This is a genomic window from Sphingomonas sp. NFR04, from assembly GCF_900114095.1.
GTDB lineage: Bacteria > Pseudomonadota > Alphaproteobacteria > Sphingomonadales > Sphingomonadaceae > Sphingomonas.
The window spans coordinates 57,979-80,691 of record NZ_FORV01000008.1; the positions used below are offsets into that span (position 1 = coordinate 57,979).

At 68.7% G+C, this 22,713-nt stretch carries 21 protein-coding genes; 8 read left to right on the plus strand and 13 right to left on the minus strand.

Features of this window, described 5'->3' with window-relative positions:
* Positions 1–158: 158 nt before the first annotated feature.
* Complete coding sequence (locus BM009_RS19175; RefSeq protein WP_093298645.1) at positions 159–758, plus strand: alpha/beta hydrolase; 600 nt, start codon at positions 159–161, stop codon at positions 756–758.
* A 9-nt stretch (positions 759–767) separates the two neighbouring features.
* Here the strand turns inward: BM009_RS19175 and BM009_RS19180 are convergent, their stop codons facing one another.
* From BM009_RS19180 to BM009_RS19225, 10 genes are all read right to left on the minus strand, one after another.
* Complete coding sequence (locus BM009_RS19180; RefSeq protein WP_093298646.1) at positions 768–1,568, minus strand: cyanophycinase; 801 nt, start codon at positions 1,566–1,568, stop codon at positions 768–770.
* The gene (locus BM009_RS19185; RefSeq protein ID WP_093298648.1) at positions 1,561–2,457 is read right to left on the minus strand and encodes an isoaspartyl peptidase/L-asparaginase family protein; all 897 of its coding nucleotides are present in this window, start codon (positions 2,455–2,457) and stop codon (positions 1,561–1,563) included. Before BM009_RS19185 ends, BM009_RS19180 begins: the two co-directional genes overlap by 8 nt.
* Positions 2,450–5,212, minus strand: a complete 2,763-nt coding sequence (gene cphA / locus BM009_RS19190; protein WP_093298649.1) for a cyanophycin synthetase — start codon at positions 5,210–5,212, stop codon at positions 2,450–2,452. The genes BM009_RS19185 and cphA overlap by 8 nt, the downstream gene beginning before the upstream one ends.
* A gap of 113 nt (positions 5,213–5,325) precedes the next feature.
* On the minus strand, positions 5,326–6,474 hold the full coding sequence (locus BM009_RS19195; RefSeq protein ID WP_093298651.1) for an acyltransferase family protein: 1,149 nt from the start codon (positions 6,472–6,474) through the stop codon (positions 5,326–5,328).
* Positions 6,471–8,804, minus strand: a complete 2,334-nt coding sequence (locus BM009_RS19200) for an alpha-N-acetylglucosaminidase (protein ID WP_093298652.1) — start codon at positions 8,802–8,804, stop codon at positions 6,471–6,473. Before BM009_RS19200 ends, BM009_RS19195 begins: the two co-directional genes overlap by 4 nt.
* A 200-nt stretch (positions 8,805–9,004) precedes the next feature.
* Positions 9,005–9,487 carry a GAF domain-containing protein gene (locus BM009_RS19205; RefSeq protein WP_093298654.1) on the minus strand — a complete coding sequence of 161 codons (483 nt, stop codon included), beginning with the start codon at positions 9,485–9,487 and terminating at the stop codon, positions 9,005–9,007.
* A 222-nt stretch (positions 9,488–9,709) separates the two neighbouring features.
* Positions 9,710–10,111: an alternative ribosome rescue aminoacyl-tRNA hydrolase ArfB gene (gene arfB / locus BM009_RS19210; protein ID WP_093298655.1), complete on the minus strand. Its 402-nt coding sequence runs from the start codon at positions 10,109–10,111 to the stop codon at positions 9,710–9,712.
* Complete coding sequence (locus BM009_RS19215) at positions 10,104–10,763, minus strand: RluA family pseudouridine synthase (RefSeq protein WP_093298657.1); 660 nt, start codon at positions 10,761–10,763, stop codon at positions 10,104–10,106. Before BM009_RS19215 ends, arfB begins: the two co-directional genes overlap by 8 nt.
* Positions 10,764–10,964: 201 nt before the next feature.
* Entirely contained in the window at positions 10,965–11,567 is a 603-nt protein-coding gene (wrbA, locus tag BM009_RS19220) for an NAD(P)H:quinone oxidoreductase (RefSeq protein WP_093298658.1), read from the minus strand.
* A 55-nt stretch (positions 11,568–11,622) separates the two neighbouring features.
* Positions 11,623–12,321, minus strand: coding sequence for a pirin family protein (locus BM009_RS19225; protein WP_093298660.1), 699 nt, complete (start codon positions 12,319–12,321; stop codon positions 11,623–11,625).
* 112 nt (positions 12,322–12,433) lie between these two features.
* Between BM009_RS19225 and BM009_RS19230 the strand changes: the two genes are divergently transcribed.
* The 4 genes from BM009_RS19230 to BM009_RS19245 all read left to right on the plus strand — a co-directional run bounded on the left by BM009_RS19230 (position 12,434) and on the right by BM009_RS19245 (position 15,778).
* On the plus strand, positions 12,434–13,345 hold the full coding sequence (locus tag BM009_RS19230; RefSeq protein ID WP_093298661.1) for a LysR family transcriptional regulator: 912 nt from the start codon (positions 12,434–12,436) through the stop codon (positions 13,343–13,345).
* Positions 13,342–14,412 (plus strand): AI-2E family transporter, encoded by a 1,071-nt coding sequence (locus BM009_RS19235; protein WP_093298663.1) that lies wholly within the window; start codon positions 13,342–13,344, stop codon positions 14,410–14,412. Before BM009_RS19230 ends, BM009_RS19235 begins: the two co-directional genes overlap by 4 nt.
* 134 nt (positions 14,413–14,546) lie before the next feature.
* Entirely contained in the window at positions 14,547–15,254 is a 708-nt protein-coding gene (gene ctrA, locus BM009_RS19240) for a response regulator transcription factor CtrA (RefSeq protein ID WP_093298664.1), read from the plus strand.
* A gap of 44 nt (positions 15,255–15,298) precedes the next feature.
* On the plus strand, positions 15,299–15,778 hold the full coding sequence (locus tag BM009_RS19245; RefSeq protein WP_254772366.1) for a diacylglycerol kinase family protein: 480 nt from the start codon (positions 15,299–15,301) through the stop codon (positions 15,776–15,778).
* Between the two features lie 34 nt (positions 15,779–15,812).
* Here BM009_RS19245 and BM009_RS19250 read toward each other — a convergent pair whose 3' ends face one another.
* Complete coding sequence (locus tag BM009_RS19250) at positions 15,813–16,460, minus strand: HPP family protein (RefSeq protein WP_254772367.1); 648 nt, start codon at positions 16,458–16,460, stop codon at positions 15,813–15,815.
* Positions 16,461–16,464: 4 nt separating this feature from the next.
* The gene (locus tag BM009_RS19255) at positions 16,465–18,120 is read right to left on the minus strand and encodes an amidohydrolase (protein ID WP_093298885.1); all 1,656 of its coding nucleotides are present in this window, start codon (positions 18,118–18,120) and stop codon (positions 16,465–16,467) included.
* A 57-nt stretch (positions 18,121–18,177) separates the two neighbouring features.
* Here BM009_RS19255 and BM009_RS19260 point away from each other — a divergent pair, with 57 nt between their 5' ends.
* Both BM009_RS19260 and BM009_RS19265 read left to right on the plus strand, forming a co-directional pair.
* Complete coding sequence (locus tag BM009_RS19260) at positions 18,178–19,422, plus strand: threonine ammonia-lyase (protein WP_093298665.1); 1,245 nt, start codon at positions 18,178–18,180, stop codon at positions 19,420–19,422.
* Positions 19,422–20,021, plus strand: coding sequence for a TIGR02466 family protein (locus BM009_RS19265; RefSeq protein WP_093298667.1), 600 nt, complete (start codon positions 19,422–19,424; stop codon positions 20,019–20,021). Before BM009_RS19260 ends, BM009_RS19265 begins: the two co-directional genes overlap by 1 nt.
* Here BM009_RS19265 and BM009_RS22715 read toward each other — a convergent pair.
* Positions 20,005–20,151, minus strand: coding sequence for a hypothetical protein (locus BM009_RS22715; RefSeq protein ID WP_175488129.1), 147 nt, complete (start codon positions 20,149–20,151; stop codon positions 20,005–20,007). The two genes, BM009_RS19265 and BM009_RS22715, sit on opposite strands and share 17 nt — an antisense overlap.
* A gap of 130 nt (positions 20,152–20,281) precedes the next feature.
* On the opposite strand from BM009_RS22715, the gene BM009_RS19270 reads away from it, so the two are divergent.
* Positions 20,282–22,624 (plus strand): ribonuclease R family protein, encoded by a 2,343-nt coding sequence (locus BM009_RS19270; RefSeq protein ID WP_093298668.1) that lies wholly within the window; start codon positions 20,282–20,284, stop codon positions 22,622–22,624.
* The last annotated feature ends 89 nt before the right edge of the window (positions 22,625–22,713 follow it).

The window sequence follows — 22,713 nt, forward strand, 5'->3', positions numbered from 1 at the left end:
CGCCTATCGCCTCCTCGCGCCCCGTGCCCTGCGAAGGTCCGCGCGGCAAGGGCCTGCGCCCAAGCGTGCGGCAGGTACGATCCGGACCGCATGATCCGCATTGCACGGGGCGTGGAGAGCATATAGCCTCACTCGACCAGCACACGGGAAGACTCGCCATGACGCTCGTGACGACCCCCTTGGATCGATTTTCGGTGATCAGCACCGGCACCGGCCCGGCCCGCGCGCTTTCCGCACTGTTCGGCGCGCCGCTGCGGGCCGACGCGCATCTCGATTATTCGGAAGCAACGCCGCGGCAGCGCAGCCTGTGGGCTGCCAAGCTCGACTCGGCGATCCTCCATGCCGAGCGGCCGGTGCTGCTGGTGGCGAACGGCGCGAGCTGCTTCGCGGCGACCTGGTGGGCGCGCCTCTCGCCGCGCGACTATATCACCCGGGTTGCCGGCGCGCTGCTGATCGACCCGATCGCGGGGGAGGGCGATGCGGCGCATTTCGCCTCGCCCAAGATCCGGCTGCCCTTTCCCTCGCTCTTGCTCAGCGGCGACACGCCCGACGCAGCGATTGCCGAGCGGGTGCAGGCGCTCGCCACCGGCTGGGGCAGCGCCGTGGGCGGTATCCCGCAGTTGCCGCATGCCCGCCGCAGCGGCAGCCATTGGCAGGGCGCCCGCGATCTCGTCCTGCGGATGACCGCGGGCATCGTCGAGCGCCGCGCCCAGGCCGCCGATGCACTGGCGGCAGTGCTGGCCCCCGAGCAGGACTGAACTTAACGGTCAGTCCTTCTTGGAGAGGGGACGGCGTTGGTCGAGGTCGAACTCGTCGCCATGGCTGAGGACGTGCAGTCGCACATCGTGCATCGATAGCGTGCGCTCGGGGCTCGCCTCTGCGATGTTCGACCGGGTGACGCCCGAGCCGTCGACGATATAGACTGCGCCAGCACCCGCGACGCGGAAGCAGCAGCCTTCCAGAACGATCGCGGTATCCTCGTCGATGCCGATGCCGAGCACGCGCGGGTTCTGCGCCACCGCGCCGAGCAGCCGGCCGATTCGGCCGCGCTCGGCGAAATGCTGATCGATGATCACGTCGCGGACCAGCCCCAGGCCCGGCGCCATGTGGAGGTCGCCGATCCGGTGCGATTCGGCGCTGGAGCCCTTCACCAGCATCGTCTCGCTCATGACCGACGCCCCCGCCGAGGTGCCCGCGATGACCCCGCCGCGGGCGTGGATGTCGCGCACCATCCGCTCGACCGGCGTGTCGCCGATCTGGCTGGAGATGCGCAGCTGGTCGCCGCCGGTGAAGAAGATGCCGGCGGCATCGTCGAACACCGACTGGGTTTCCTGCTCCAGCGTCTCGCCGCGCTCATGAACGTAGAGCTCGACCAGATTGTCGACGCCGAGTGCGCCAAATGCCTTCTGATAGGCGGTAAAATAGCCGTCAGGCTGGTGGCTGGCGACGGTGGCGATGACGAGCTTGCCGCCGTTCACCCGCCGCGCGACTTCCTTGAGGATGGTCTTGTCGCCTTCCTTGTCTTCGTGGCCGCCGATGATGATGAGCGGTCCGCCGGAATCAGCCATGCAACAAGTCCTTCAATTCGTCGCGGTGGACGCCCGCGCGCGGGGCATCGAGCCCATGGGAGTGGAGTGCCAGCGCGAAATGATCGCTGTTATGGGCGATGCCGAAGGCGCCCGAGCGTTCGATGACGATCGCCCCGGCTTCGCCGCCGACCCGTCCGAGCCGGGCGATGGCGTGCTCGGCCGCCTCGTTCGCCGAGCCGCCGCGTTCGAGCGCATGCATCACCTGCGCCGCCAGCATCGTCCGCAGGATCGCCTCGCCGTCGCCCGAAAAGGCGCAGCCGCCCAGCGTGTCGTCGGCATAGAGGCCCGCGCCGGGCACGGGGGAATCGCCGATCCGGCCGGGGTGCTTGCCCGGTAGGCCGCCGGTGGAGGTCGCCGCGGCGATCGCGCCGGTGGTGTCGATCGCGACGCAGCCGACGGTGTCGTGCGCCTTGCTGTTCTCCGAAGCGAGCGCCTCCGGAGAGAGCATGGTCTCGGGCTCTACCAGTTCGATGCCGTTGTCCGCCGCGAACCGCTCCGCGCCTGCGCCGGCGAGCAGCACCGGGCGAGCGGGCAGCATCGCGCGGGCGACGCTGATCGGGTTGCGGACGCGTCGCACCCCCGCGACGCCGCCAAGGTTTAGCTCGGTGCCTTCCATCAGCGCCGCGTCCATCTCGACCGTGCCGTCGCTGGTCAGCACCGATCCGAAGCCGGCGTTGAACACCGGATCGTCCTCCAGCACCCGCACCGCCGCCTCGGCCGCGAGCACCGCGCTGCCGCCCGCGCGCAGCACCGCCGCACCGGCTTCGGCGGCCGCAGCGGTCCCGGCGCGGTTGCGATCGTGGAGCGCCGGGTCGATCGTCTTGGCGCCGCCATGGACGATGATCGCCCAGCGTGTGGCTTCAGGCATGCTGCTTCTCCCGAACCGCGGCTTCGGGCTCGAAGGCGAGGATGCGATCCCACACCGCCTGGATCGCGCTGGGCATGATCACCAGCAGGTCGCCGGGGCGGCCGAGCTGCAGCACCATGTCCACCGCCTCCATCTCATCGACGACGCGGTGGACCTGCTCTGGCCGCACGCCCGCCGCCATCGCGCCTTCGGACATCAGCCCATTGGTTTCGCCGCGCGGGCGGCCGCGGCCGTCGGGCGCCTCGCGGAACACGATCTCGTCGAAGATGCTGCCGGCGAGCTGGCCCATCTCGACGATGTCGCAGTCGCGCCGGTCGCCGGGGATGCTGACCATGCCGATCACCCGGTTGTAGCGCCCGCGCATCCGCTCGATCACCTGGCCCAGCGCGCGCAGCCCGGCGGGGTTGTGCGCATAGTCGAGGATGTGCCGGCGGCCATGGGCATCATGGATGTTGAGCCGACCCGGCGAATCCTCGAACGAGATGCTGAAGGCGCTGAGCCCGTCGCGGATCGTCTCGATCGACAGCCGTTGCGCCGCGCACATCGCGACCGCGGCGAGCGCATTGGCGATGTTGAAATCGGCGATGCCGCCCAAGGTCGCGGGAATGTCGGCGGCGGCCATCACCTCGATGCGTTCGCTGCCGCGGTGGAGGACGATGCAGCCGCCATAGCTGTCCGGCTCGCGTACGACGGCCATCCCGCCCGCGGCTATGTGGCGGCGAAGCTGGTCCGACATGTCACGGCCACCGGCCAGCGAGAACCACACGATCGTGCCGCGCGCATGGCGGGCGATGCGGTGGCACATCGGATCATCGGCATTGAGCACCGAATGTCCCCGCCGCGCGACGCTCTCCACCACCACGCCCTTCACCTTGGCGAGGTCTTCGACCGTGTCGATGCCCTTGAGCCCGAGATGATCGGCGGTGACGTTGAGCACCGCGCCGACATCGGCGCCGTCGAAGCCGAGCCCCTCGCGCAGGATGCCGCCGCGCGCGGTCTCCAGCACCGCGACGTCGACCGCCGGGTTGCGCAGCACGGTGCGCGCGCTCTTCGGGCCGCTGGCATCGGCCTCGACCATCAGATGGCCATTGAAATAGATGCCGCTGGTCGAGGTCATGCCGACATTCCTGCCGGCCTGTTGCAGGATGCGGGACACCATCCGCGCCGTCGTCGACTTGCCGTTGGTGCCGGTGATCGCGAAGATCGGGATCCGGCTGCGGCTGCCGCGGGGGTAAAGCATGTCGATCACCGGCGTGGCGACGTCGCGCGGCGTACCGCTGGAGGGCTCCAGATGCATGCGGAAGCCGGGTGCGGCGTTGACCTCGACGATGCCGCCGCCGGTCTCGCGCACCGGGCGGCGAATGTCGGGCGAGAGGAAGTCGATCCCGCACACGTCGAGCCCCACTACCGCCGCCGCCTGCTCGGCGATCGCGCGGTTGGCGGGGTGGATCACGTCGGTGCGATCGACTGCGGTGCCGCCGGTGGAGAGGTTGGCGGTGTCGCGCAGGATCACCTGCTCGCCGGCCATCGGGATGGTCGCGGGGGTGCGGTCGCTCTTCTCCAGCAGCGCCAGCATCGCCTCGTCGATGACGATGCGGGTGAGGACATTCTCGTGGCCGACGCCGCGACGCGGATCTTGGTTGAGGTCGTCGATCAGCTGGGCGATCGAGTGGAAGCCGTCGCCGATCACCTGCGCGGGCACCCGCTCCGCTACCGCGACCACCTTGCCGTTGACGACGAGGATGCGGTGATCGTTGCCCGGCACCTGCTGCTCCACGATCACGCGGCGGCCATGCTGGAGCGCGAGATCGAAGGCGGTGCGCAGCGCCTCCTCGTCGGCGATCCCGGTCGTGACCCCGCGGCCGTGATTGCCGTCGAGCGGCTTCACCACCACCGGCCAGCGCAGCCTTTTGGCCTCGGCCAGCGCTTCCTCCACCCGGCGGACGACAACGCCGCGCGGCACCGGCAGCCCGGCCTCGGCCAGCAGCTGCTTGGTCATCGCCTTGTTGCCGGCGATGTCGACGGCGATCTGCGCGGTGTCGCCGGTGATGCTCGCGCGGATGCGCTTCTGGCGGCTGCCCTGGCCGAACTGGATCAGGCTCTGCTCGTTGGGCCGGGTGACGGGAATGCCGCGCCGCTCCGCCGCCTCGACCAGCGCGCGCGTGGTTGGGCCGAGCGCATTCGCCTTCAGGATCGCCTGCAGCGACGCGATGATTGCCCGCACGTCCTGCGGCGCATCGAGCGGGGGTACGCCGAGCAGTTGCAGCCCCTCCACCTTGCGCAGTGGCTCGGGCAGCAGGTCGGCGACCAGCCGGATCGCGGCGAGGCCGGCGGCGAGCGCCAGCGTCTCGTCGCGATAGGTATAGAGGATGTTGTACACGCCCGGCCGATCCTTGACCGAGCGGGTCTTGCCCCGGGTGACGCGCGATCCGGCGAGCGTCTGCAGCTCCAGCGCGACATGCTCGATGATGTGGCCCATCCAGGTGCCTTCGCGCAGCCGCTCGACGAAGCCGCCGGGGCGCTGATAGCTGCAGCCATGCACGCCGAGGCCGGGGAGGAGGGCGAGCAGCGCATCGGTGAAGCCGGGCAACCGATCGCTCGGCCATTGCTCCAGGTCGCGGAGATCGACCTGGATGCGGATCATCGGGCGCGTGCTGAACAGATGCGGGCCGCGATAGACGCTCCGCTCGAGCACCCGCATCCCGTTTGCCGAAGCCGGGCGCGCGAAATCGGCCGGCTGCACCAACGCTGTCATAGTGGACCTCTAGAAGGGGCGCCGAGAACCAGCGCCTGAGCCCCTCCAACGGCCCAGATTTCCCCGCGTTCCCCGACTGATGCGGATCAACGCTTTGAAATAAAACTGTCTTGTCAGGCCTTCAGGATCAGCCCCTTGCGATCCATCCACCAGCCCACCGCCCAGCACAGCATCGTGTAGGCGAAGGCGCAGAGCAGCGCGCCGAACGGGCCCGGCGCGATCGTCTGGAACACGCCCACACCCGCCGCCTCGTACACGCCGTCGTGCCCGCCCAGGGGGATCATGCCGAGCACCGTCACGAACAGTTCCGAGAAGAGGTAGATCGCCAGCGGGTTGCGCCCGAGGATGGTGAAGAAGCGGGTGCCGCGCTTGAACCCGGCGATCTCGATCAGCCAGATCGCCCCGCCGAGCAGCAGCAGGTCGAGCCCGACGGTGAGCAGCACATAGGAGCCGGTCCACAGCTTCTTGGCGATCGGGAACCAGGGCGACCAGGCCAGCCCGGCCAGTACCAGCGCGACGCCGATCAGCGCCATTCGGCCGACGGTCCGGCGCAGGTCGCCGCCCTGCACGATGGCGAGGCCCGCCAGATAGCCGGCGATCACGTTGACGGTGGCGGGCAGGGTGCCGAGCAGCCCTTCGGGATCGAAGCCGGCGTCCTTCTTGTAGAGATGGCCGGGGCCTAGCAGCCACAGGTCGATCCGGGTGCCGATATTGGCATATTTGTCATAGGCCATGCCCGGCGGGCTGAAGGCGAGCAGGATCGCCCAATAGCCGAGCAGCAGTGCGATGGCGGCGAGCCGCAGCTGGCGCGGCTTGAGCCAGCGGATCAGCAGCGCGGCCAGCACATAGCAGAGCGCGAGGCGCTGCAGCACGCCCGGCACGCGGGTCAGCGCGAAGGGCTTGAGCTCCCAGCCGTTCGCGCCGTGCTCGACGAACGGGAACCAGTACATCAGATAGCCGAGCACGAAGATGATCGCGCCGCGCCTGAACAGCCGGGCGAGGAATGGCCCCGTCGCCACCGGCTTGCGGAAGGCGAAGCTCATCGCATTGCCCATCGCGAACAGGAAGGTGGGGAACACCAGGTCCGCGAGGGTGAAGCCGAACCATTTGGCATGGACCAGCTGCGGATAGGGGGCGGCACCCGGACCCGAGGTGTTGACCAGGATCATCAGGAAGATGGTTGCACCGCGAAACACGTCGAGCGCGAGGAAGCGCGGCTTGCCGGCCAGCGCGGCGACGGTGTTGGCCTGGGTCTCGGTCATCGGGCGTCGCTTTCTGCGAGGAGCGTGCGGGCTAGGGCTAGCGGGGCCGCGGGGCGCTGGCGAGCCCACATCCGGCCGTCCTTGAGCCAGCCGGCCTGCCAGTCGCGGATCGCGGCGGCGGTGGCCTTGGCGTCGAAGGGCGTGTGCGCGGCAGCGGCGGCGCGCTGGGCGGCGAGGAAGCGCTGCCAGCGCGGCCAGTAATAGCCGGCATAGAGCCCCTGCCAGGCGCGCGATGCATAGTCGGAGAGATGGCCGGTGCCACCCCAGACGGTCACCACCGCCTTGGCCTGTTCGACGAACGCCGCCTTTTCGGCGGGCGTGTCGCCATAGGCGGCGGCGTCGGCGAGCCAGCTGCCCAGCGTTTCCTGCTGGTTGCCGGCAATGGCGTCGATATCCTTGGCCAGCTTCTCGGCGGCAGCGGTGGCGCCGTCGCCGGTGGCGAGGTCGCCGGCCTGGTAGGCGGCCACGGCGGTCTTGAGCTGCCCGTCCAGCTTCACGCTGGCATAGTGGCGGACAAGGTCGACCACGTCATAGGTGTAGAGCGGCTCGCCGGCATGCTGCGGCGCCTGAGCGAGCAGCGCTTCGATTCCGGCGCGGAGGGCCACGGGATCGCCGGGGGCGGCGGGGTATTCGGCGCCGTCGAGGCTGGGGAATTTGAACAGCAGATAGGCGCCGGCCTGTTCGTGCCACCAGCGCGGCGTCCAGTAGCGGGTGGTGTAGGCGCCCTCGATTGCCTTGTCCCAGGCGGCGACCAAAGCGGGCGAGGTCTTGCCGTAGCGGGCCTTGGTATAGTCGCCGATCCACGCATCAAGCGGGCGAGCCTGTCCCTTGGCGTCGATCTCGCCCCAGGCGAGGTCATAGGCATAGGCATAGGCGATGGAGTTGCTGTGCAGCCCCTCCGGGAACAGCCCGAAGCCGCGCATCCGGCCATGGCCGGGGTTCGACAGCGCGGCGGTCATGTCGCTGCGATAGAAGCCCAGATCGCCGTAAACGGGATTGCTGCCTCCGTAATTGTGGACATAGCCGTACGCCCAGCCCTTGCCGTAAAAGGCCTTGGTCGCGTTCCAGATGCCGGGATAGCGATCATTGCCGATGTCGAGCACCAGCATGCGCTCGTCGGGGACCTTGGAGAGGAAGGCGGCGATCGCGTCGGGCGTCCAGAAGGCCTTGTCGGCGCCGAACAGCCAGCCCTGCATCACCCAGGTCGCGTTCGGCGCGGCGGCGGTGATCGAGCGATAGAGCCGCTCGCCATAGGCTGCGAGCCGGGCGTCGCGCACGTCCTTGGGAAGTGCTGCGGCGCGGGTGGCGGCGGTGTTGGCGATGGCGTCGCCGTAGGTCGCGGCGCGGGCGTCGCTGCCGTCCTCGGCGATCGGCGGCACCATCTCGTTGAAGGCATCGGCGAGGTAATATTCGCCCGGGCCGTAGGTGGCCGTGTAGAGCTGGAGGAAGCGCGCGGCGAGCTTGGCGAAGAGCGGGTCGGACGGATCCAGCCAATAGGTGCCGGGGAAGCCCTCCCATTGCCGCATCTGGTAGATCTTGGCCTCCGGGTGCGCCTTGGCGAACGCCTCGGGCACATAGCCGGAGAAAGCCGGCAGGATCGGCTTCATGCCCAGCGCGTGCATCCGGGCAAGGATCTGGCGCTGGAGGACGCGCTTCTTCTCGATCCAGCTGGCCGAGAGCGGCGCGCGATACCCCGCGATATTGCCCATCCGCTGCCAGGGCAGGAAGGGCGCGGCGGAGAGGCCCTCGGCGATCTGGGCGTCGTTCATGCCCTGCTCGCGCCATAGCGCCCGCCAGACATGCTCCTGCCCCTCCATCGCCAGCGGCGTGTCGACGCCGTGCGCGGCCATCCAGTCGATCTCGCGCTCCCAGCGGCCCCAGTTCCACCAGGGGGTGGTGTAGCCATAGGTGCAGGTGTTCAGATAGGTCCGCAGCGAGAAGGGCGAGGCGACCATGCCGCTGTCATAGCCGTCGCGGAACGCCAGCGGGCGGTTGCGGACGCCCTCCCAGGAAACGAACAGGCTGCCCTGCTGTCCGAGCGTGCGGGCGGCGCCGCGCACGAGTGCGACGGGCGAGGTGCCTTCGATCCGCAGCCGACCGCCAGCGGCGCGGGCGCGGAACTGCGGGGTGGTGCCGGGGACCAGGGAAAGGTCGATCCTGGTGGTATCGACGCCGAGCCGCGCCAGCACGGCGCGAGCGGCCGCGGTCTGGGATTGCGGTGCGGCGACGGGTGCCGGGCGGCCGGGAAGCGCCGCGGCGGGTGTGGCGAGGGCAAGGCAGGCTGCGACGGAGCCGAGAAACGGAAGACGGCGGGCAGCGGGTCGGGCCAAGGCAAACTCTCCAGCGGTCGGGACCGGAGACGGCGCTGCCTCGCAGCCGCACTGCCCCCAGACCCGACATTGGCCGGTACCGGTCCTATTCTGTCAAGGCCAATTCAATACAAAAACAAGTTTTGGTATTACCTGTTGGCCTGACGGCCGTGCCAGGAGTGTCTCTCTACGCGTTGTTTCGCGGCGTTGAAGCGCCGGTCTCAGGCGATGCGCGGCGCGAGGATGCGCATCAGTGCCTCGCAGCCCGCCGCATCGCCGGCGTCGAAGCGGGCGGGCAGGGGGCTGTCGAGATCGAGCACGCCGAGCAGTTCGCCCTGGTGGACGATCGGCACCACCAGCTCCGAGCGGCTGGCCGCGTCGCAGGCGATATGGCCGGGAAAGGCATGGACGTCCTCGACGAGCTGGGTCTCGCGCGTCGCCGCAGCAGCACCGCACACGCCCTTGCCGAACGGGATGCGGATGCACGCGGCTTTGCCCTGGAAGGGGCCCAGCACCAGCTCGTCGTTGAGGTTGCGGTAAAAGCCGGACCAGTTGAGGTCGGGCAGATACTGGCCGATCAGCGCGGAGACGTTCGCCATGTTCGCGATCGGATCGGGCTCGTCGGCGGTCAGCGAATCGAGGGCGGCGGCAAGGTCGCGATAGAGCTCGGCCTTGGTGTCGGCGGTGATGTTGAAGTCGTACATGGCGGCGATGTAGGGGATTGCGGCGACGGGTGCGAGGGGGGCTTTGCTATCAGCGTCTCCAGCGTTTCCTCCCCCGCCAGGGGGAGGTGGCGCCGAAGGCGACGGAGGGGGAGGGTGCCAGAACCTCTCGATCGGCGTGCTTCCTCCCCCTCCGACCCGCTGTGCGGGCCACCTCCCCCTGGCGGGGGAGGATACGCTTGAGACGCGGGGTGGGAGTGCCGCTCAGTCGAAGCTCACTTTCCCTCTGCCCGCCTTCACCGCGGACCTGCCCTTCTTCGCATCCACCCGGCGCGCCTTGGCGGCCTTGCTCGGCTTGGTCTTGATCCGCTTGGCCTGGCGCTCGTGCGCCTTGTCGATCAGGTCGGAGAGGCGCTGGCGGGCGTCGGTGCGGTTGGCGTCCTGGGTGCGATATTGCCGCGCGGTGATCAGCAATTCGCCCGCCGAGGTCATCCGCGTGCCGGCCAGTTCCTTCAGCCGTTCATAGGCATAGGGCGACAGGCCAAGGCGGAACACGTCGACGCGCAGCTGCACTGCGGTCGCCACCTTGTTGACGTTCTGCCCGCCGGGTCCCGTTGCGGCGAGGAACTTCTCCTCGATAATCGCCGCGTCCGGAATCTCAGCCATGGGTCAGGCGGCCGAAGCCGATATGGTGGAAGCGCGCCGGCAGCGGGGCGTCGCCATGGACGTCGGGCTTGCCGGAACGCGGCACGGTGATCGACTGGGCATGGAGCATCAGCGCCGGGCCGCCGCTGCCATAGACGGGGTCGCCGACGATGGGGATGCCGATGCCTTCCAGCGCGTGGACGCGGATCTGGTGGGTGCGGCCGGTCTCGGGGTAGAAGGCGACCAGCGCGCGGCCGTCATGCACTTCCATCCGCTTCCAGCGGGTGCGCGCGGACTTGCCCTTCGGGTCGTGCGTCATCCGCCAGCCCTCTTCGATCGTCGAGACCTTGCCCAGCGGCAGGTCGATCTCGCCGCTTTCCTGCTCGGGCACGCCTTCGAGGATCGCGACATAGCGCTTGGTGACCTGACCGGCCTCGAAGGCCTGGCCGAAGCGCTTCATTGCCTTGGGATTGCGCGCGAGCAGCAGGCAGCCGCTGGTATCGCGGTCGAGCCGGTGGACGGGGACGGGCAGGCGCTCAAAGCCGAAGGTGAGCTGGTCGAGCAGATCCTCCAGGCTCTCGCTGCGGTCGCGCGGGCGATCGACGGGGAGGCCCGCCGGCTTGTCGATGATCAGCGCTTCGCCGTCGATGAAGAGTACCCGGTCCTTGAACATGGAGCGGGATATAGCGCGCCCTGCGAAATGCGCGAGCCCGGATGCAGAACCAAATCCTCCCCTGCAAGGGGAGGTGGCAGCCCGCAGGGCTGACGGAGGGGTGTCCCCGGTTGCGGCTTGATACGCGCACCCCAGCGGGGACACCCCTCCACCACCGCCTTCGGCGGCGGTCCCCCCCCTGCGGGGGAGGATCGTAGAGGCTTACGCCTTCAGCTTGGCAGCGGTCTCGGCGATGCGGCGGCCCTGGTAGCGGGCACCTTCCAGCTCGACCGCGCTCGGCAGGCGGCTGCCGTCACCGTCGGCGATCGTGGTCGCGCCATAGGGCGAGCCGCCCTTCACTTCGTCCACGCCGCCCTGGCCCTGATAGCCATAGTCGAGGCCGACGATGGTCATGCCGAAGTGCAGCAGGTTGGTGATGATCGAGAACAGCGTGGTTTCCTGGCCGCCATGCTGCGACGCAGTCGAGGTGAAGGCGCCGCCGACCTTGCCGTTCAGCTGGCCCTGGAACCACACGCCGCCGGCCTTGTCCCAGAACGCCGCCATCTGGCTGGCCATGCGGCCGAAGCGGGTGGGGGTGCCGACGATGATGCCGTCATACTGGGCGAGCTGGTTGACGTCGTCGAGCACCGGGTGGCTCTCGTCCACGCGGAAGCCGGCGGCCTGGGCGACTTCGAACGGCGCCGTCTCGGCTACGCGGCGGACGTCGACCGTGGCACCGGCGCTGCGGGCGCCCTCGGCAACGGCGTCGGCCATCTGCGCGATGTGGCCGTAGGACGAATAGTAGAGAACAAGGATCTTGGTCATGGCACTGTTCCTGTCTTGGAAGGGGCGGGAGGCCTGCCGCCCCCCGGGGAAAAGCTTATTCGGCGTCGACGAGGACGATTTCCGCGTCTTCGATCGCGGTGATCGTCACGGTCTGGCCGCCGGCAAGGGCTGCACCATCGCGCGCGTCGACGCGATCACCATCAAGGTTGATCGAACCAACCGCGGGTACAAGGTACGCATGGCGACCCTCGCCTACGGTATAGGGCACGCTCTCGCCCGCCTTGAGCGTGGCACCCAGCACGCGCGCGTCGGCGCGGATCGGCAGCGCGTCCTTGTCGTCGCTGAAGCCGGACGCGAGCGTGACGAAACGGCCCGAGCGATCGCCCTTGGGGAAGGGCTTTGCGCCCCAGCTCGGCTGGCCGCCGGCTTCGCGCGGCAGGATCCAGATCTGGAAGATCCGGGTCGTCTCCGGCTCGAGATTATATTCCGCGTGGCGTACGCCGGTGCCGGCGCTCATCACCTGCACGTCGCCCGCCTCGGTACGGCCCTTGTTGCCCATCGAGTCCTGGTGGGTGATCGCACCCTGGCGGACATAGGTGATGATTTCCATGTTCTGGTGCGGATGCGGCGGAAAGCCCGAGTTCGGGGCGATCTCGTCGTCGTTCCACACCCGGATGGCGCCCCAGCCCATGCGGGACGGATCGTAATAGTCGGCGAAACTGAAGTGGTGCTTGGCCTTGAGCCAGCCGTGATCGGCGCCGCCCAGGCTTTCGAAACTGCGTTTGTCGATCATCGCTGATCTCCCATGTGTTGCCGCCAAGATAGGGATTGGCATCAGCGCGTAAACGGAAACGTTGGAAACTGATCGTTTCGTGATATGGCTTGGCCGAGCAGGAGAGGCGGGGATGAAGCTACCGGATTTCGAGGCCTGGGCAGTGTTCGCCAGCGTAGTCGAGCATCGCTCGTTCAGCGGCGCGGCGCTGGCGCTGGGCGTCTCCAAGGCAACCGTGTCCAAGGCGATCACCCGCCTGGAGGAGCGGCTGGGCACCGCATTGTTCCACCGCACCTCGCGGCGGCTGACGCTTACCGACAGCGGCCAGCAGCTCGCCGAACATGCCCAGCGCATCCTGGACGATGGCCAGTCGGCCGAGGAAGCCGCGTTCGAAAGCGCCAGCGCCCCCTCGGGCGTGGTGCGGCTGGCGGCGCCGCTGACCTTCGGCGCGCGGCATCTCTCCGGCCTGATCGCCGAGTTCATGACCGCGCATCCCCAGATCAAGGTGGAGCTGACGCTGTCCGACGCGTTCGTCGACATTGTCGGCGAGGGGATCGACGTGGCGATCCGCATCGCCGAGCTGCCCGACAGTTCGCTGCGCGCGCGACGGCTGGGGCCGGTGAACATCCATGTGGTCGCAGCCCCCGGCTATTTCGAGCGAGCCGGCCGCCCGCAACATCCCGCAGACCTCGCCCGGCATGCGTGCTTTGTCTATACCAACACCGCGACGCCGGGCGTCTGGCGGTTCAAGAAGGCGGGCGGCGAGGAGGCTGCGGTGCGCGTCGACGGGCCGCTGCGTACCGACAATGGCGAGGCGATGCTGCCGGCATTGCGCGCCGGGCTGGGCGTCGCGCGGCTGCCGGGCTTTCTGGTCGATGCCGAGATCGCCGCGGGACGGTTGGAGGCAGTGCTCACCGATTGGGTGGCGGGCGCGGTGGGGCTCCACCTCGTCACCCCACCGGGATCGCGGCGGCCGGTGCGGGTGGAAGCATTGATCGAATTTCTCACGGAGCGGTTGCGCAGCATCTGCGTTCGGGCTGCGTGAAGCGCCTCGTTCCCGATGATGCCGATGCGCGGTTCATCCGTCGCGTCCTTATCCTGCTCACCGTCGCCGCGGTGGTGGTGGCGCTGGTGCGCGCCGCCGATCTGCTGATCCTCACCTTCGGCGCGGTGCTCGGCGCGGTGGTGATTCGCGCCATTGCCGATCGCTACGCCCAGCTTGGCGTGCCGAAGCGCTGGTCGGTGGTGAGCGCGATGCTGACGGTGCTGGCCGCGATCGCCTTTCTCGTCTGGCTGTTCGCGGTGCAGTTCGGGCCGCAGGTCGAGGCGCTGGTCCGCTCGATCCCGCAGCTGGTCACGCGGCTCAAGGCATGGGCGCAGGAGAGCCCGGTAGCGGCGAAGCTCTATGATGCGGCAGAGGCGGCGTTCGCGGGTTCCCGAGTCGCGCGCGACGCCAGCGGCTTTGCGCTCGGCTCGTTCGAGCTGTTCCTCAACGCCCTGCTGCTGCTGGTCGGCGCGCTGTTCATGGCCGCCGATCCAGGGGTCTATATCCGCGGACTGCTGCTGCTCGCGCCCAAGGGCAACACGCGCGACGCCTTTGCGGACGCGCTGGCGGATGTGGGCACCACGCTGCGGCTGTGGCTGCGCACCCAGCTGATCCTGATGACCAGCATGGGCCTGCTGGTCGGGCTGGGGCTGTGGATCGCGGGGGTGCCGTCGCCCGCCGCGCTGGGGCTGCTCGCGGGGTTGAGCGAGTTCATCCCCTATGTCGGCCCCACCGCGGCGATGCTGCCCGCGCTGGGGCTTGCCGCCACCGGCGGATCGGGGGCGCTGATCGGCTGCCTGCTGGTCTTCGCCGGCGTGCGAATCGTGCAGACCAACTTCCTCACTCCCTTCGTGCAGAGCCGCGTGATTTCGATCCCGCCGGCGGTCACGTTGTTCGCGATCATCGGCATCGGCTTCGTCTTCGGGCTGTTCGGCCTGTTCTTCTCGGCTGCGCTGCTGGTGGTGATCTTCACGCTGGTACGTAGCCTGTATCTGCGTGAGGTTCTGGGCGAGGAGATCGATGTAAGACCCCAGGATTCCACGGGTACGGCCGAACCCGATGCGTAAATTCCCCAGGGCTTGCGGAACCGTCCGACTTACGAGAAATTAACCTTTCGGCTTCATTGACGCTTAGGTTAATGAAGCGTCCAGCGCGTCGGGCATCGGGGCTACGTCGTGTGGTGTGGACAGGGGAACCGGCAATGCGCGTGCTGCTGATCGAAGACGAGCCTAGCACAGCCAAGGCGATCGAGCTGATCCTTTCGGGCGAAGGGTTCAACGTCTATACGACCGACCTCGGTGAGGAAGGTTTGGACCTCGCCAAGCTGTATGACTACGACATCATCCTGCTGGACCTGAACCTGCCGGACATGCACGGCTATGACGTGCTGAAGAAGGTCCGCACCGCGCGGGTGCAGACCCCGGTGCTGATCCTTTCCGGCATCAGCGAGATGGATTCGAAGGTGCGCTCGTTCGGCTTCGGTGCCGACGATTACGTCACCAAGCCGTTCCACCGCGAAGAGCTGGTCGCCCGCATCCACGCCGTGGTGCGCCGCTCGAAGGGCCATTCGCAGTCGGTGATCCGCACCGGCAAGCTGGCGGTGAACCTGGATGCCAAGACCGTCGAGGTCGACGGCGCCCGCGTCCACCTGACCGGCAAGGAATATGCGATGCTGGAGCTGCTCTCGCTCCGCAAGGGTACCACGCTGACCAAGGAGATGTTCCTCAACCATCTCTATGGCGGCATGGACGAGCCCGAACTCAAGATCATCGACGTCTTCATCTGCAAGCTGCGCAAGAAGCTCAGCATGGCCTGCGAAGGTGACAATTATATCGAGACCGTCTGGGGCCGCGGCTATGTGCTGCGCGAGCCGGACGAGGGCATGCAGGCGGACACCCAGGTCGCCTGATTTTTCCCGAGATCACGCAGGGGCAGGGCCGTCGTCACCTCCGGGTGGCGGCGGCCTTTTTCGTTTCGGGGCTGGTGGGCCGCCATCGGATCGACCACGTTCTTCGGATGCGGAAATCCAGTGACCAACATGCCGCGCCGAAAGGCTTCAGCATCTCCGCCCGCCTGAAAAGCTTTCGCTACGCAATCCGCGGGATGCGCGTGCTGGTGCGGGAGGAGCATAATGCGCGGGTGCACCTGGCTGCCTCGCTTTGCGCGGTGGCGACCGGCGCCGTCTTGCAGCTTTCGGTCGGCGAGTGGCGCTGGCTCGTCCTCGCCATCGCGCTGGTGTGGCTGGCCGAGGCGTTCAACACCGCGATCGAGGATCTCTGCGACCGGATCTGTCCGAACTTCGATCCCGCGGTCGGGCGGATCAAGGATCTGGCGGCGGGCGGGGTGCTGGTTGCATCGCTTGCGGCTGCGGCGATCGGGCTGTTGACGCTGGGACCGCCGTTGTGGGAGCGGGTATCGGCGCTGCTAGGCTAAGCCCCTCCCCTTCAGGGGAGGGGCTTTGCCTGCTTCACCCGCGTCGCGCTGCTGCATGGTTTTCCGCGCGGGCGAGCAGCGCCAGCAGGTCTTCGCGGCTGACGTCGAAGGCCTCGCCGGCCTCCTCCAGCGCCGCATCGACATCCTCCGGCAGCAGGCCCGGGGCGGGCGGGGCGGGCTGCGCTCGGTGCGGATAGCTGTGGCCGGTGAAGCGATGGACGAGCAGCCCGCACAGCGTCAGCAGGACCGCGTTGATCCCGATCGGCAGCAGCACGAACCCCAGCCCCTGCGCCATCACGGCAGGCGCCAGCACCGGCAGCAGCACCGTCCCGCCGCCCGGCGGATGCAGGCTGCGGGTCAGCGACATGACGAGGATCGCCAGCCCAACCGCCACGCCAGCGGCAAGCGCGCCATGCCCGAGCCACCACGCCACGGCCAGCCCGACCAGCGCCGAAATCCCGTTCCCACCGATTACCCGCCAGGGCTGCGCCAGCGGGCTCGACGGCACCGCGAACACCAGCACCGCCGAGGCGCCGATCGGCGCCGCCAGCAGGATCGCCGTCGTGCCCTCGAACCCGGCGAGCGCCGAGACCCATGCCGTCACCCCGATCCCGATCGCGCCGCCCAGTGCCGCGCCGATCCGGTCGCGCCACTGCGCGCCGGCCATGACCAGCCGGAACATCAGCTCAGGGCTTCGCGCCCCAGGCGCGGCGGCCGCCGACCCAGGTTTCCACCACCTTGGTCGCGCGCAGCTCGGCGGGCGAGGCGGTCAGCGGGTCGCGGTCGAGGATCAGGAAGTCGGCCCACAGCCCCGGTGCCAGCCGCCCGATCTTGTCGTCGGCAAAGCCTGCATAGGCCGCGCCGATGGTGAAGCCGGCCCAGCCTTCCTCGCGGGTCAGCTTCTCCTCCGGCCGCCAGCCGCCCGGCGGGTTGCCGGCCGCGTCCTGCCGGGTGAAGCTCGCCGCCCAGCCGGCCCAGGGATCGGGGCTCTCGACTGGATAGTCCGAACCGAAGGCGAGGTGCGTGCCGTTGCGCAGCATCGTCTTCCAGGCATAGGCACCGGTGAGACGATCGGGCCCCAGCCGTGCCTCGGCCATGAGCCGGTCGCTGGTCTCATGGACCGGCTGCATCGACGCGATCGTGCCATATTTGGCGAAGCGCGGCAGGTCCTTGGGATCGATGATCTGGGCGTGCTCGATCCGCCAGCGACGATCGCCCTTGTAGGTTTCGGAGAGGATCTCGATCGCGTCGAGGACCTGCTGGTTGGCGCGGTCGCCGATCGCGTGGACGGCGATCTGGAAATTGTCCATCGCGCCGCGTGCCATCAGGTTGAGCAGCTGGTCGTCGGTGAGGAATCCCAGCCCCTTGTTGCCCGGCGCATCGCTGTAATCGGCCTTGAGCCACGCGCCGCGCGAGCCGAGCGCGCCGTCTGCGTAGAGCTTGATGCCGCCCATCCGCAGCCGGTCACCATATAGCCAGGGCGTCGGCCCGGCGCCCGCGACGCGCAGCGCGGTGTCGACGCCGTGGGCATAGCTCAGGATGCGCAGGTGGAGCTGGCCGATATCGGCCATGCCGCGCATCGTCTCCCAGTCGTCGACCGTGGTGCCCATATCGGCCGTCGCGGTGATGCCGAGCGAGAGCAGCTTCTGCTGGGCCGCCAGGAACGCCGCATTGCGCTCGCGCGGGGTGGGCTGGGGCACGACCTTGGCGACCCGCTCGGTCGCGGCGTCGACCAGTACGCCGGTGGGCTTGCCGCTCGCATCGCGTTCGATGCGGCCGCCGGCGGGGTCCTTGGTGGCGGCAGTGACGCCCGCCAGTTCGAGTGCCTTGCTGTTCGCCCAGCCGGCATGGCCGTCGACCCGCTCCAGCCACACCGGGCGGTCGCTCACCGCACGGTCGAGATCGGCGGCGGTCGGGAAGCGGCCTAGCTTCCAGGCTTCCTGGTTCCAGCCGCGGCCGAGCACCCATTTCGCCCGGCTCTTGTCCGCATAGTCGCCGATGCGGGCGAGCGCGTCGTCGAGGCTGGTGGTGGCGGACAGGTCGAGCTGGAGCTGCTGGAAGCCGAGCCCCATGAAATGGCCATGCGCGTCGATCATCCCCGGGACGATCGTCGCGCCCTTGAGGTCGAGCCGCCAGACGAGCTTCTTCGGCCGCTTCTGTCCCTTGGCGTAGACCGCGACGACCTTGCCATAAGGATCGATCTGCAGCGCCTCGAACCGCACCACCGCGCCCTTGGAGTCGAGCGTGATGCCGTTGACATTGTCAACGATTCCATCGGCCTGGGCGGCGGGCGCGAGCAGCAGGGCGGTGGCGGCGGCAAGCCGCTTGAGGCGCGTGAACATGGGTGCGGGCATAGGGCCTGTTCCCCTGCCGCGCCAGATGGTCTAGGCGGGAAGCCTATGGCTACCAAAGCAGCACCAGCGCCCGCATCGCTCCCCGTGTCCATCGCCGATGTTCGTGCGGCGGCCGAGCGAATTTCGGGCGCAGTGGTGCGCACGCCGACGCTGCACAGCCGCACGCTGTCGCAGCTGACCGGCGCGAACGTGTATCTGAAGTTCGAGAACCTCCAGTTCACCGCCGCCTACAAGGAACGCGGCGCGCTCAACACGCTGCTGCAGCTGGATGCGGAGGCGCGCGCCAAGGGCGTGATCGCCGCGTCGGCCGGCAACCATGCGCAGGGCCTGGCCTATCACGCGACGCGGCTGGGCATCCCCAGCACGATCGTGATGCCCAAGAACACGCCGATCGTGAAGGTCACGCAGACCGAAGGGCACGGTGCCAATGTCGTGCTGCACGGCGAGACCTTCGACGCGGCCTACCAGCATTCGCGCGAGCTGGAGGCCGAGCGCGGCTTCACCTTCATCCACCCGTTCGACGATCCCCGCGTGATCGCCGGCCAGGGCACCGCGACGCTGGAGCTGCTGGAGGACGTGCCGGGCATCGACACGCTGGTCGTGCCGATCGGCGGCGGCGGGCTGATCTCGGGCGCGTCGGTCGTCGCCAAGGCGCAGGACCGGCCGATCGAGGTGCTCGGCGTCCAGGCCGAGCTCTACCCGTCGATGTACAACCGGGTTCACCACACCGAGATGCCGTGCGCAGGCGACACGCTCGCCGAGGGTATCGCGGTGAAATATCCCGGCACCATCACCGCGAAGATCGTCGAGGCGCTGGTCGACGACATCGTGCTGGTCGGCGAGCGCCGGCTGGAAGAGGCGGTGAGCCTGCTGCTCCAGATCGAGAAGACGGTGGTGGAAGGGGCCGGGGCCGCTGGCCTTGCCGCGCTGCTGTCCGAGCCGGAGCGCTTCAAGGGCAAGACCGTCGGCACCATCCTGTGCGGCGGCAATATCGACACGCGGCTGCTGGCGAACGTGCTGCTCCGCGACCTCGCCCGGTCGGGTCGGCTCGCGCGTCTGCGCATCCGGCTGCAGGATCGCCCCGGCGCGCTGTTCCATGTCGCGCGGATCTTCCACGAGCAGGGCGTCAATATCATCGAGGTCTATCACCAGCGGGTGTTCACCTCGCTGCCCGCCAAGGGTCTGGTGACCGACATCGAGTGCGAGACGCGCGACCGCAACCATCTCGATCGGCTGATCACCGCGCTGCGCCGCGCGCAATATGAAGTGAGCATGGTCGAGTCCGCCTGATGCGCACGCTGTTTTCGACCCTGCTCTACCAGCAGCCGCTGGGTGACGAGGCGCTGGTCGCCGATCTCGAAGCCTCGTGCCTGCAACTGGCTGAGGACGACAGCGCCGGCCGCCGCTGGTGCCGCGAGAACCACTATCGTGGCTATACCAGCTATGCCTCGCTGAACGACCTGCCAATCCGCGACCCGGCCTTTGCGGACCTGAAGCGGCTGCTCGACAGGCATGTCGCCAAGTTCGCCGAGGCGTGCGCGTTCGATCTCGCCGGGCGCAAGCTCAAGCTCGACAGCCTGTGGGTCAATGTGCTCGACGGCAAGGGCGGGCATAGCGCGCACATCCACCCGCACAGCGTCGTCTCGGGCACCGTCTATGTGGCGCTGCCGCAGGGCGCGCGGGGGCTCAAGCTGGAAGATCCCCGGCTCGCGATGATGATGGCGGCGCCGACGCGGCGGCCGGATGCGCCGGAGTCGCTCCAGCCGTTCATCGAAGTGGTGCCGGAGGTCGGCACGGTGCTGCTCTGGGAAAGCTGGCTGCGCCACGAAGTCCCGCCGGGAAATGGTAAGGACAAGCGGATCAGCGTCAGCTTCAACTATCGCTGGTGACGCGCTCCAGCGCCGCGACCTGCATCACCGGCCGCGCGGGCTTGGCGGGATGGAACGCAGCGGCGTGCGAGACGAACGCCACGCAGGTGCCGAGCGCGGCACCGATCAACAGACAACGCGAAATAGCCATGGACGGACTCCTCAAACGACACAGGATCCACAGTCCATTATAGTGAAGGCGGCGCTTACCATGGTGCATCCCGCGCTTTTACGGAGCTCGCAGGTGACGTCCGGCCGGATCGCCCCTATGTTGGGGGCCAATGGCTAAGAACAGAACAAGCGCAGGGTTGCCGACGCGGCAGCAGATTCTCGATTTCATCGCATCCTCGGACACGCCCGCCGGCAAGCGCGAGATCGCCAAGGCGTTCGGGCTGAGCGCGCAGGACAAGATCCTGCTCAAGGCGCTCCTGAAGGACATGACCGACGAGGGGCTGATCGACGTCGCCCCCGGCCGCGCCTTCCACAAGATGGGCGGGCTGCCCAAGGTGACCGTGCTGCGGATCACCGACGCGGACGGCGACACCACCTGGGCAGTGCCCGAGCGCTGGGAAGCCGAGCATGTCCCCGCGCCTAGGCTGCGCGTCCGCGAGCTGCGCGGCAAGCGTTCGGCGCTGGGGGTGGGCGACCGCATCCTCGCCCGCACCGAAGAGGCCGGCAACGGCTGGATCGCGCACCCGATGAAGCAGCTTGCCCGCGGCGAGGAGCTGATGCTCGGCGTGCTGCACGAAGAGGGCGGCAAGCTCTGGCTGCAGGGCGTGGAGAAGAAGGAACGGCGCAGCTGGCCGGTCTCCGATGCCGGCGGCGCCGAGCCCGGCGACCTAGTGCTGGCCGAGAAGGCCGGGCGGCCGCCGCGGATCACCGCGCGCGTCGTCGAGCGGCTCGGCGATCCGTTCGCGCCGCGCAGCTTCTCGCTGATCGCGATCCACCGCCACGGCATCCCCAACGTCTTCTCCGAAGAGTTGCTGGAGGAGGCCGAGCGCGTCGCCAGGCAGCCGCTGGGCGACGGGCGCGAGGATCTGCGCCACCTGCCGATCGTCGCGATCGACCCCGCCGATGCGCGCGACCATGACGACGCCGTCTGGGCGACGCCGGACGACGATCCCGCCAATGAGGGCGGCTGGAAGGCGATCGTCGCGATTGCCGACGTCTCCTTCTACGTCCGCCCCGGCTCGGAGCTCGACCGCGAGGCGCGCAAGCGGGGCAATTCGGTGTACTTCCCCGATCGCGTCGTGCCGATGCTGCCGGAGGTGCTGTCGGCGGACGTGTGCTCGCTGAAGGAAGACGTCGATCGCGCCGCGCTCGCCTGCCATCTGCAGGTGACCAAGGGCGGGGCGCTCAAGAGCTGGCGCTTCACCCGTGCCGTCGTGCGGCTCGCGGCGAATATCGCCTATGAGGACGCGCAGGCGGCGATCGACGGCACCCTAGATAAGCCCCTCCCCTTTAGGGGAGGGGTTGGGGGTGGGGCCCGAGCTGGGAGCGAATCCGACGCTGGGGGCGCACTGCCCCACCCCAACCCCTCCCCTGAAGGGGAGGGGCTATTGGACGCCCTTCGCCCGCTGTGGGATTGCTGGCACGCGCTCAACGCCGCGCGCGACAAGCGCGAGCCGCTGGACCTCGACCTGCCCGAGCGCCGCATCGTGCTCGACGAGAAGGGCCGAATCCTCTCGGTCGCGCCGCGCGAGCGGCTCGATGCGCACAAGCTGATCGAGGACTACATGATCGCCGCCAATGTCGCCGCGGCCAAGGCGCTGGAGGCGAAGAAGACGCCGGTGATGTACCGCATCCACGAGCCGCCGGCGCGCGAGAAGCTCACCGCGCTCAAGGAATATCTGAAGACCTTCGACATCGAGTTTGCGCTGGGCCAGGTGATCCGCCCGGCCACCTTCAACCGCATCCTCGACCGTGTCGGCGAGGAGGACTTCCGCCCGCAGGTGATGGAGCAGGTGCTGCGCACCCAGACCCAGGCCTATTACGGCCCGGAGAATGTCGGCCATTTCGGCCTCGCGCTCGGCTCCTACGCGCATTTCACCTCGCCGATCCGCCGCTATGCCGATCTGGTCGTGCACCGTGCGCTGGTCGATGCCTATCGGCTCGGGCCAGGCGGGCTGACCGCCGAGGAAGCCGGCAGCATGGACCGCATCGGCCAGTCGATCAGCCAGCTCGAGCGCCGCGCGATGGAGGCCGAGCGCGAGACGATCGACCGCTATGTCGCGGCCTATCTCGCCGCGCATGTCGGAGAGATCATGGCGGCGCGGATCACCGGCGTGCAGAATTTCGGCTTCTTCGCCACCGTCGAGGGGATCGGCGGCGACGGCCTGGTCGCGGCGCGCGACCTGGGCGCCGAGTATTTCCATTATGACGAGGCCGGCAAGCGCCTGGTCGGCGAGCATAGCGGCGAGGAATTCACCCTCGGCCAGCGGATCGAACTGCGGCTGGTGGAGGCGAATCCCGTCTCGGGCGCGCTGCGCTTCGAGCTGCCCGATGGCAAGGGATCGGCGGGCGGTCCGCAGCGCACCGGCAGGCCCGGCAAGGGCGCGCCTAAGCGGGTGATCCACCGCCGCGGTCGCCCCGGCAACATCCGCCACAACGGGCGCAAGCGCTGAGGCGAGGCGCTGCCGGGCCCTCGGCCTGGCAGCGCTGTCCAAAATTCGTGCAAAGCCGGAACGGCCGCGCTACAAGCTGTCGCAAAGAG

Coding starts and splice junctions, on each gene's coding strand:
- BM009_RS19175 (WP_093298645.1), top strand. CDS start 159: ATGACGCTCGTGACGACCCCCTTGGATCGATTTTCGGTGATCAGCACC.
- BM009_RS19180 (WP_093298646.1), bottom strand. CDS start 1,568: ATGGCTGATTCCGGCGGACCGCTCATCATCATCGGCGGCCACGAAGAC.
- BM009_RS19185 (WP_093298648.1), bottom strand. CDS start 2,457: ATGCCTGAAGCCACACGCTGGGCGATCATCGTCCATGGCGGCGCCAAG.
- cphA (WP_093298649.1), bottom strand. CDS start 5,212: ATGACAGCGTTGGTGCAGCCGGCCGATTTCGCGCGCCCGGCTTCGGCA.
- BM009_RS19195 (WP_093298651.1), bottom strand. CDS start 6,474: ATGACCGAGACCCAGGCCAACACCGTCGCCGCGCTGGCCGGCAAGCCG.
- BM009_RS19205 (WP_093298654.1), bottom strand. CDS start 9,487: ATGTACGACTTCAACATCACCGCCGACACCAAGGCCGAGCTCTATCGC.
- arfB (WP_093298655.1), bottom strand. CDS start 10,111: ATGGCTGAGATTCCGGACGCGGCGATTATCGAGGAGAAGTTCCTCGCC.
- BM009_RS19215 (WP_093298657.1), bottom strand. CDS start 10,763: ATGTTCAAGGACCGGGTACTCTTCATCGACGGCGAAGCGCTGATCATC.
- wrbA (WP_093298658.1), bottom strand. CDS start 11,567: ATGACCAAGATCCTTGTTCTCTACTATTCGTCCTACGGCCACATCGCG.
- BM009_RS19225 (WP_093298660.1), bottom strand. CDS start 12,321: ATGATCGACAAACGCAGTTTCGAAAGCCTGGGCGGCGCCGATCACGGC.
- BM009_RS19230 (WP_093298661.1), top strand. CDS start 12,434: ATGAAGCTACCGGATTTCGAGGCCTGGGCAGTGTTCGCCAGCGTAGTC.
- ctrA (WP_093298664.1), top strand. CDS start 14,547: ATGCGCGTGCTGCTGATCGAAGACGAGCCTAGCACAGCCAAGGCGATC.
- BM009_RS19250 (WP_254772367.1), bottom strand. CDS start 16,460: ATGTTCCGGCTGGTCATGGCCGGCGCGCAGTGGCGCGACCGGATCGGC.
- BM009_RS19255 (WP_093298885.1), bottom strand. CDS start 18,120: ATGTTCACGCGCCTCAAGCGGCTTGCCGCCGCCACCGCCCTGCTGCTC.
- BM009_RS19260 (WP_093298665.1), top strand. CDS start 18,178: ATGGCTACCAAAGCAGCACCAGCGCCCGCATCGCTCCCCGTGTCCATC.
- BM009_RS19265 (WP_093298667.1), top strand. CDS start 19,422: ATGCGCACGCTGTTTTCGACCCTGCTCTACCAGCAGCCGCTGGGTGAC.
- BM009_RS22715 (WP_175488129.1), bottom strand. CDS start 20,151: ATGGCTATTTCGCGTTGTCTGTTGATCGGTGCCGCGCTCGGCACCTGC.
- BM009_RS19270 (WP_093298668.1), top strand. CDS start 20,282: ATGGCTAAGAACAGAACAAGCGCAGGGTTGCCGACGCGGCAGCAGATT.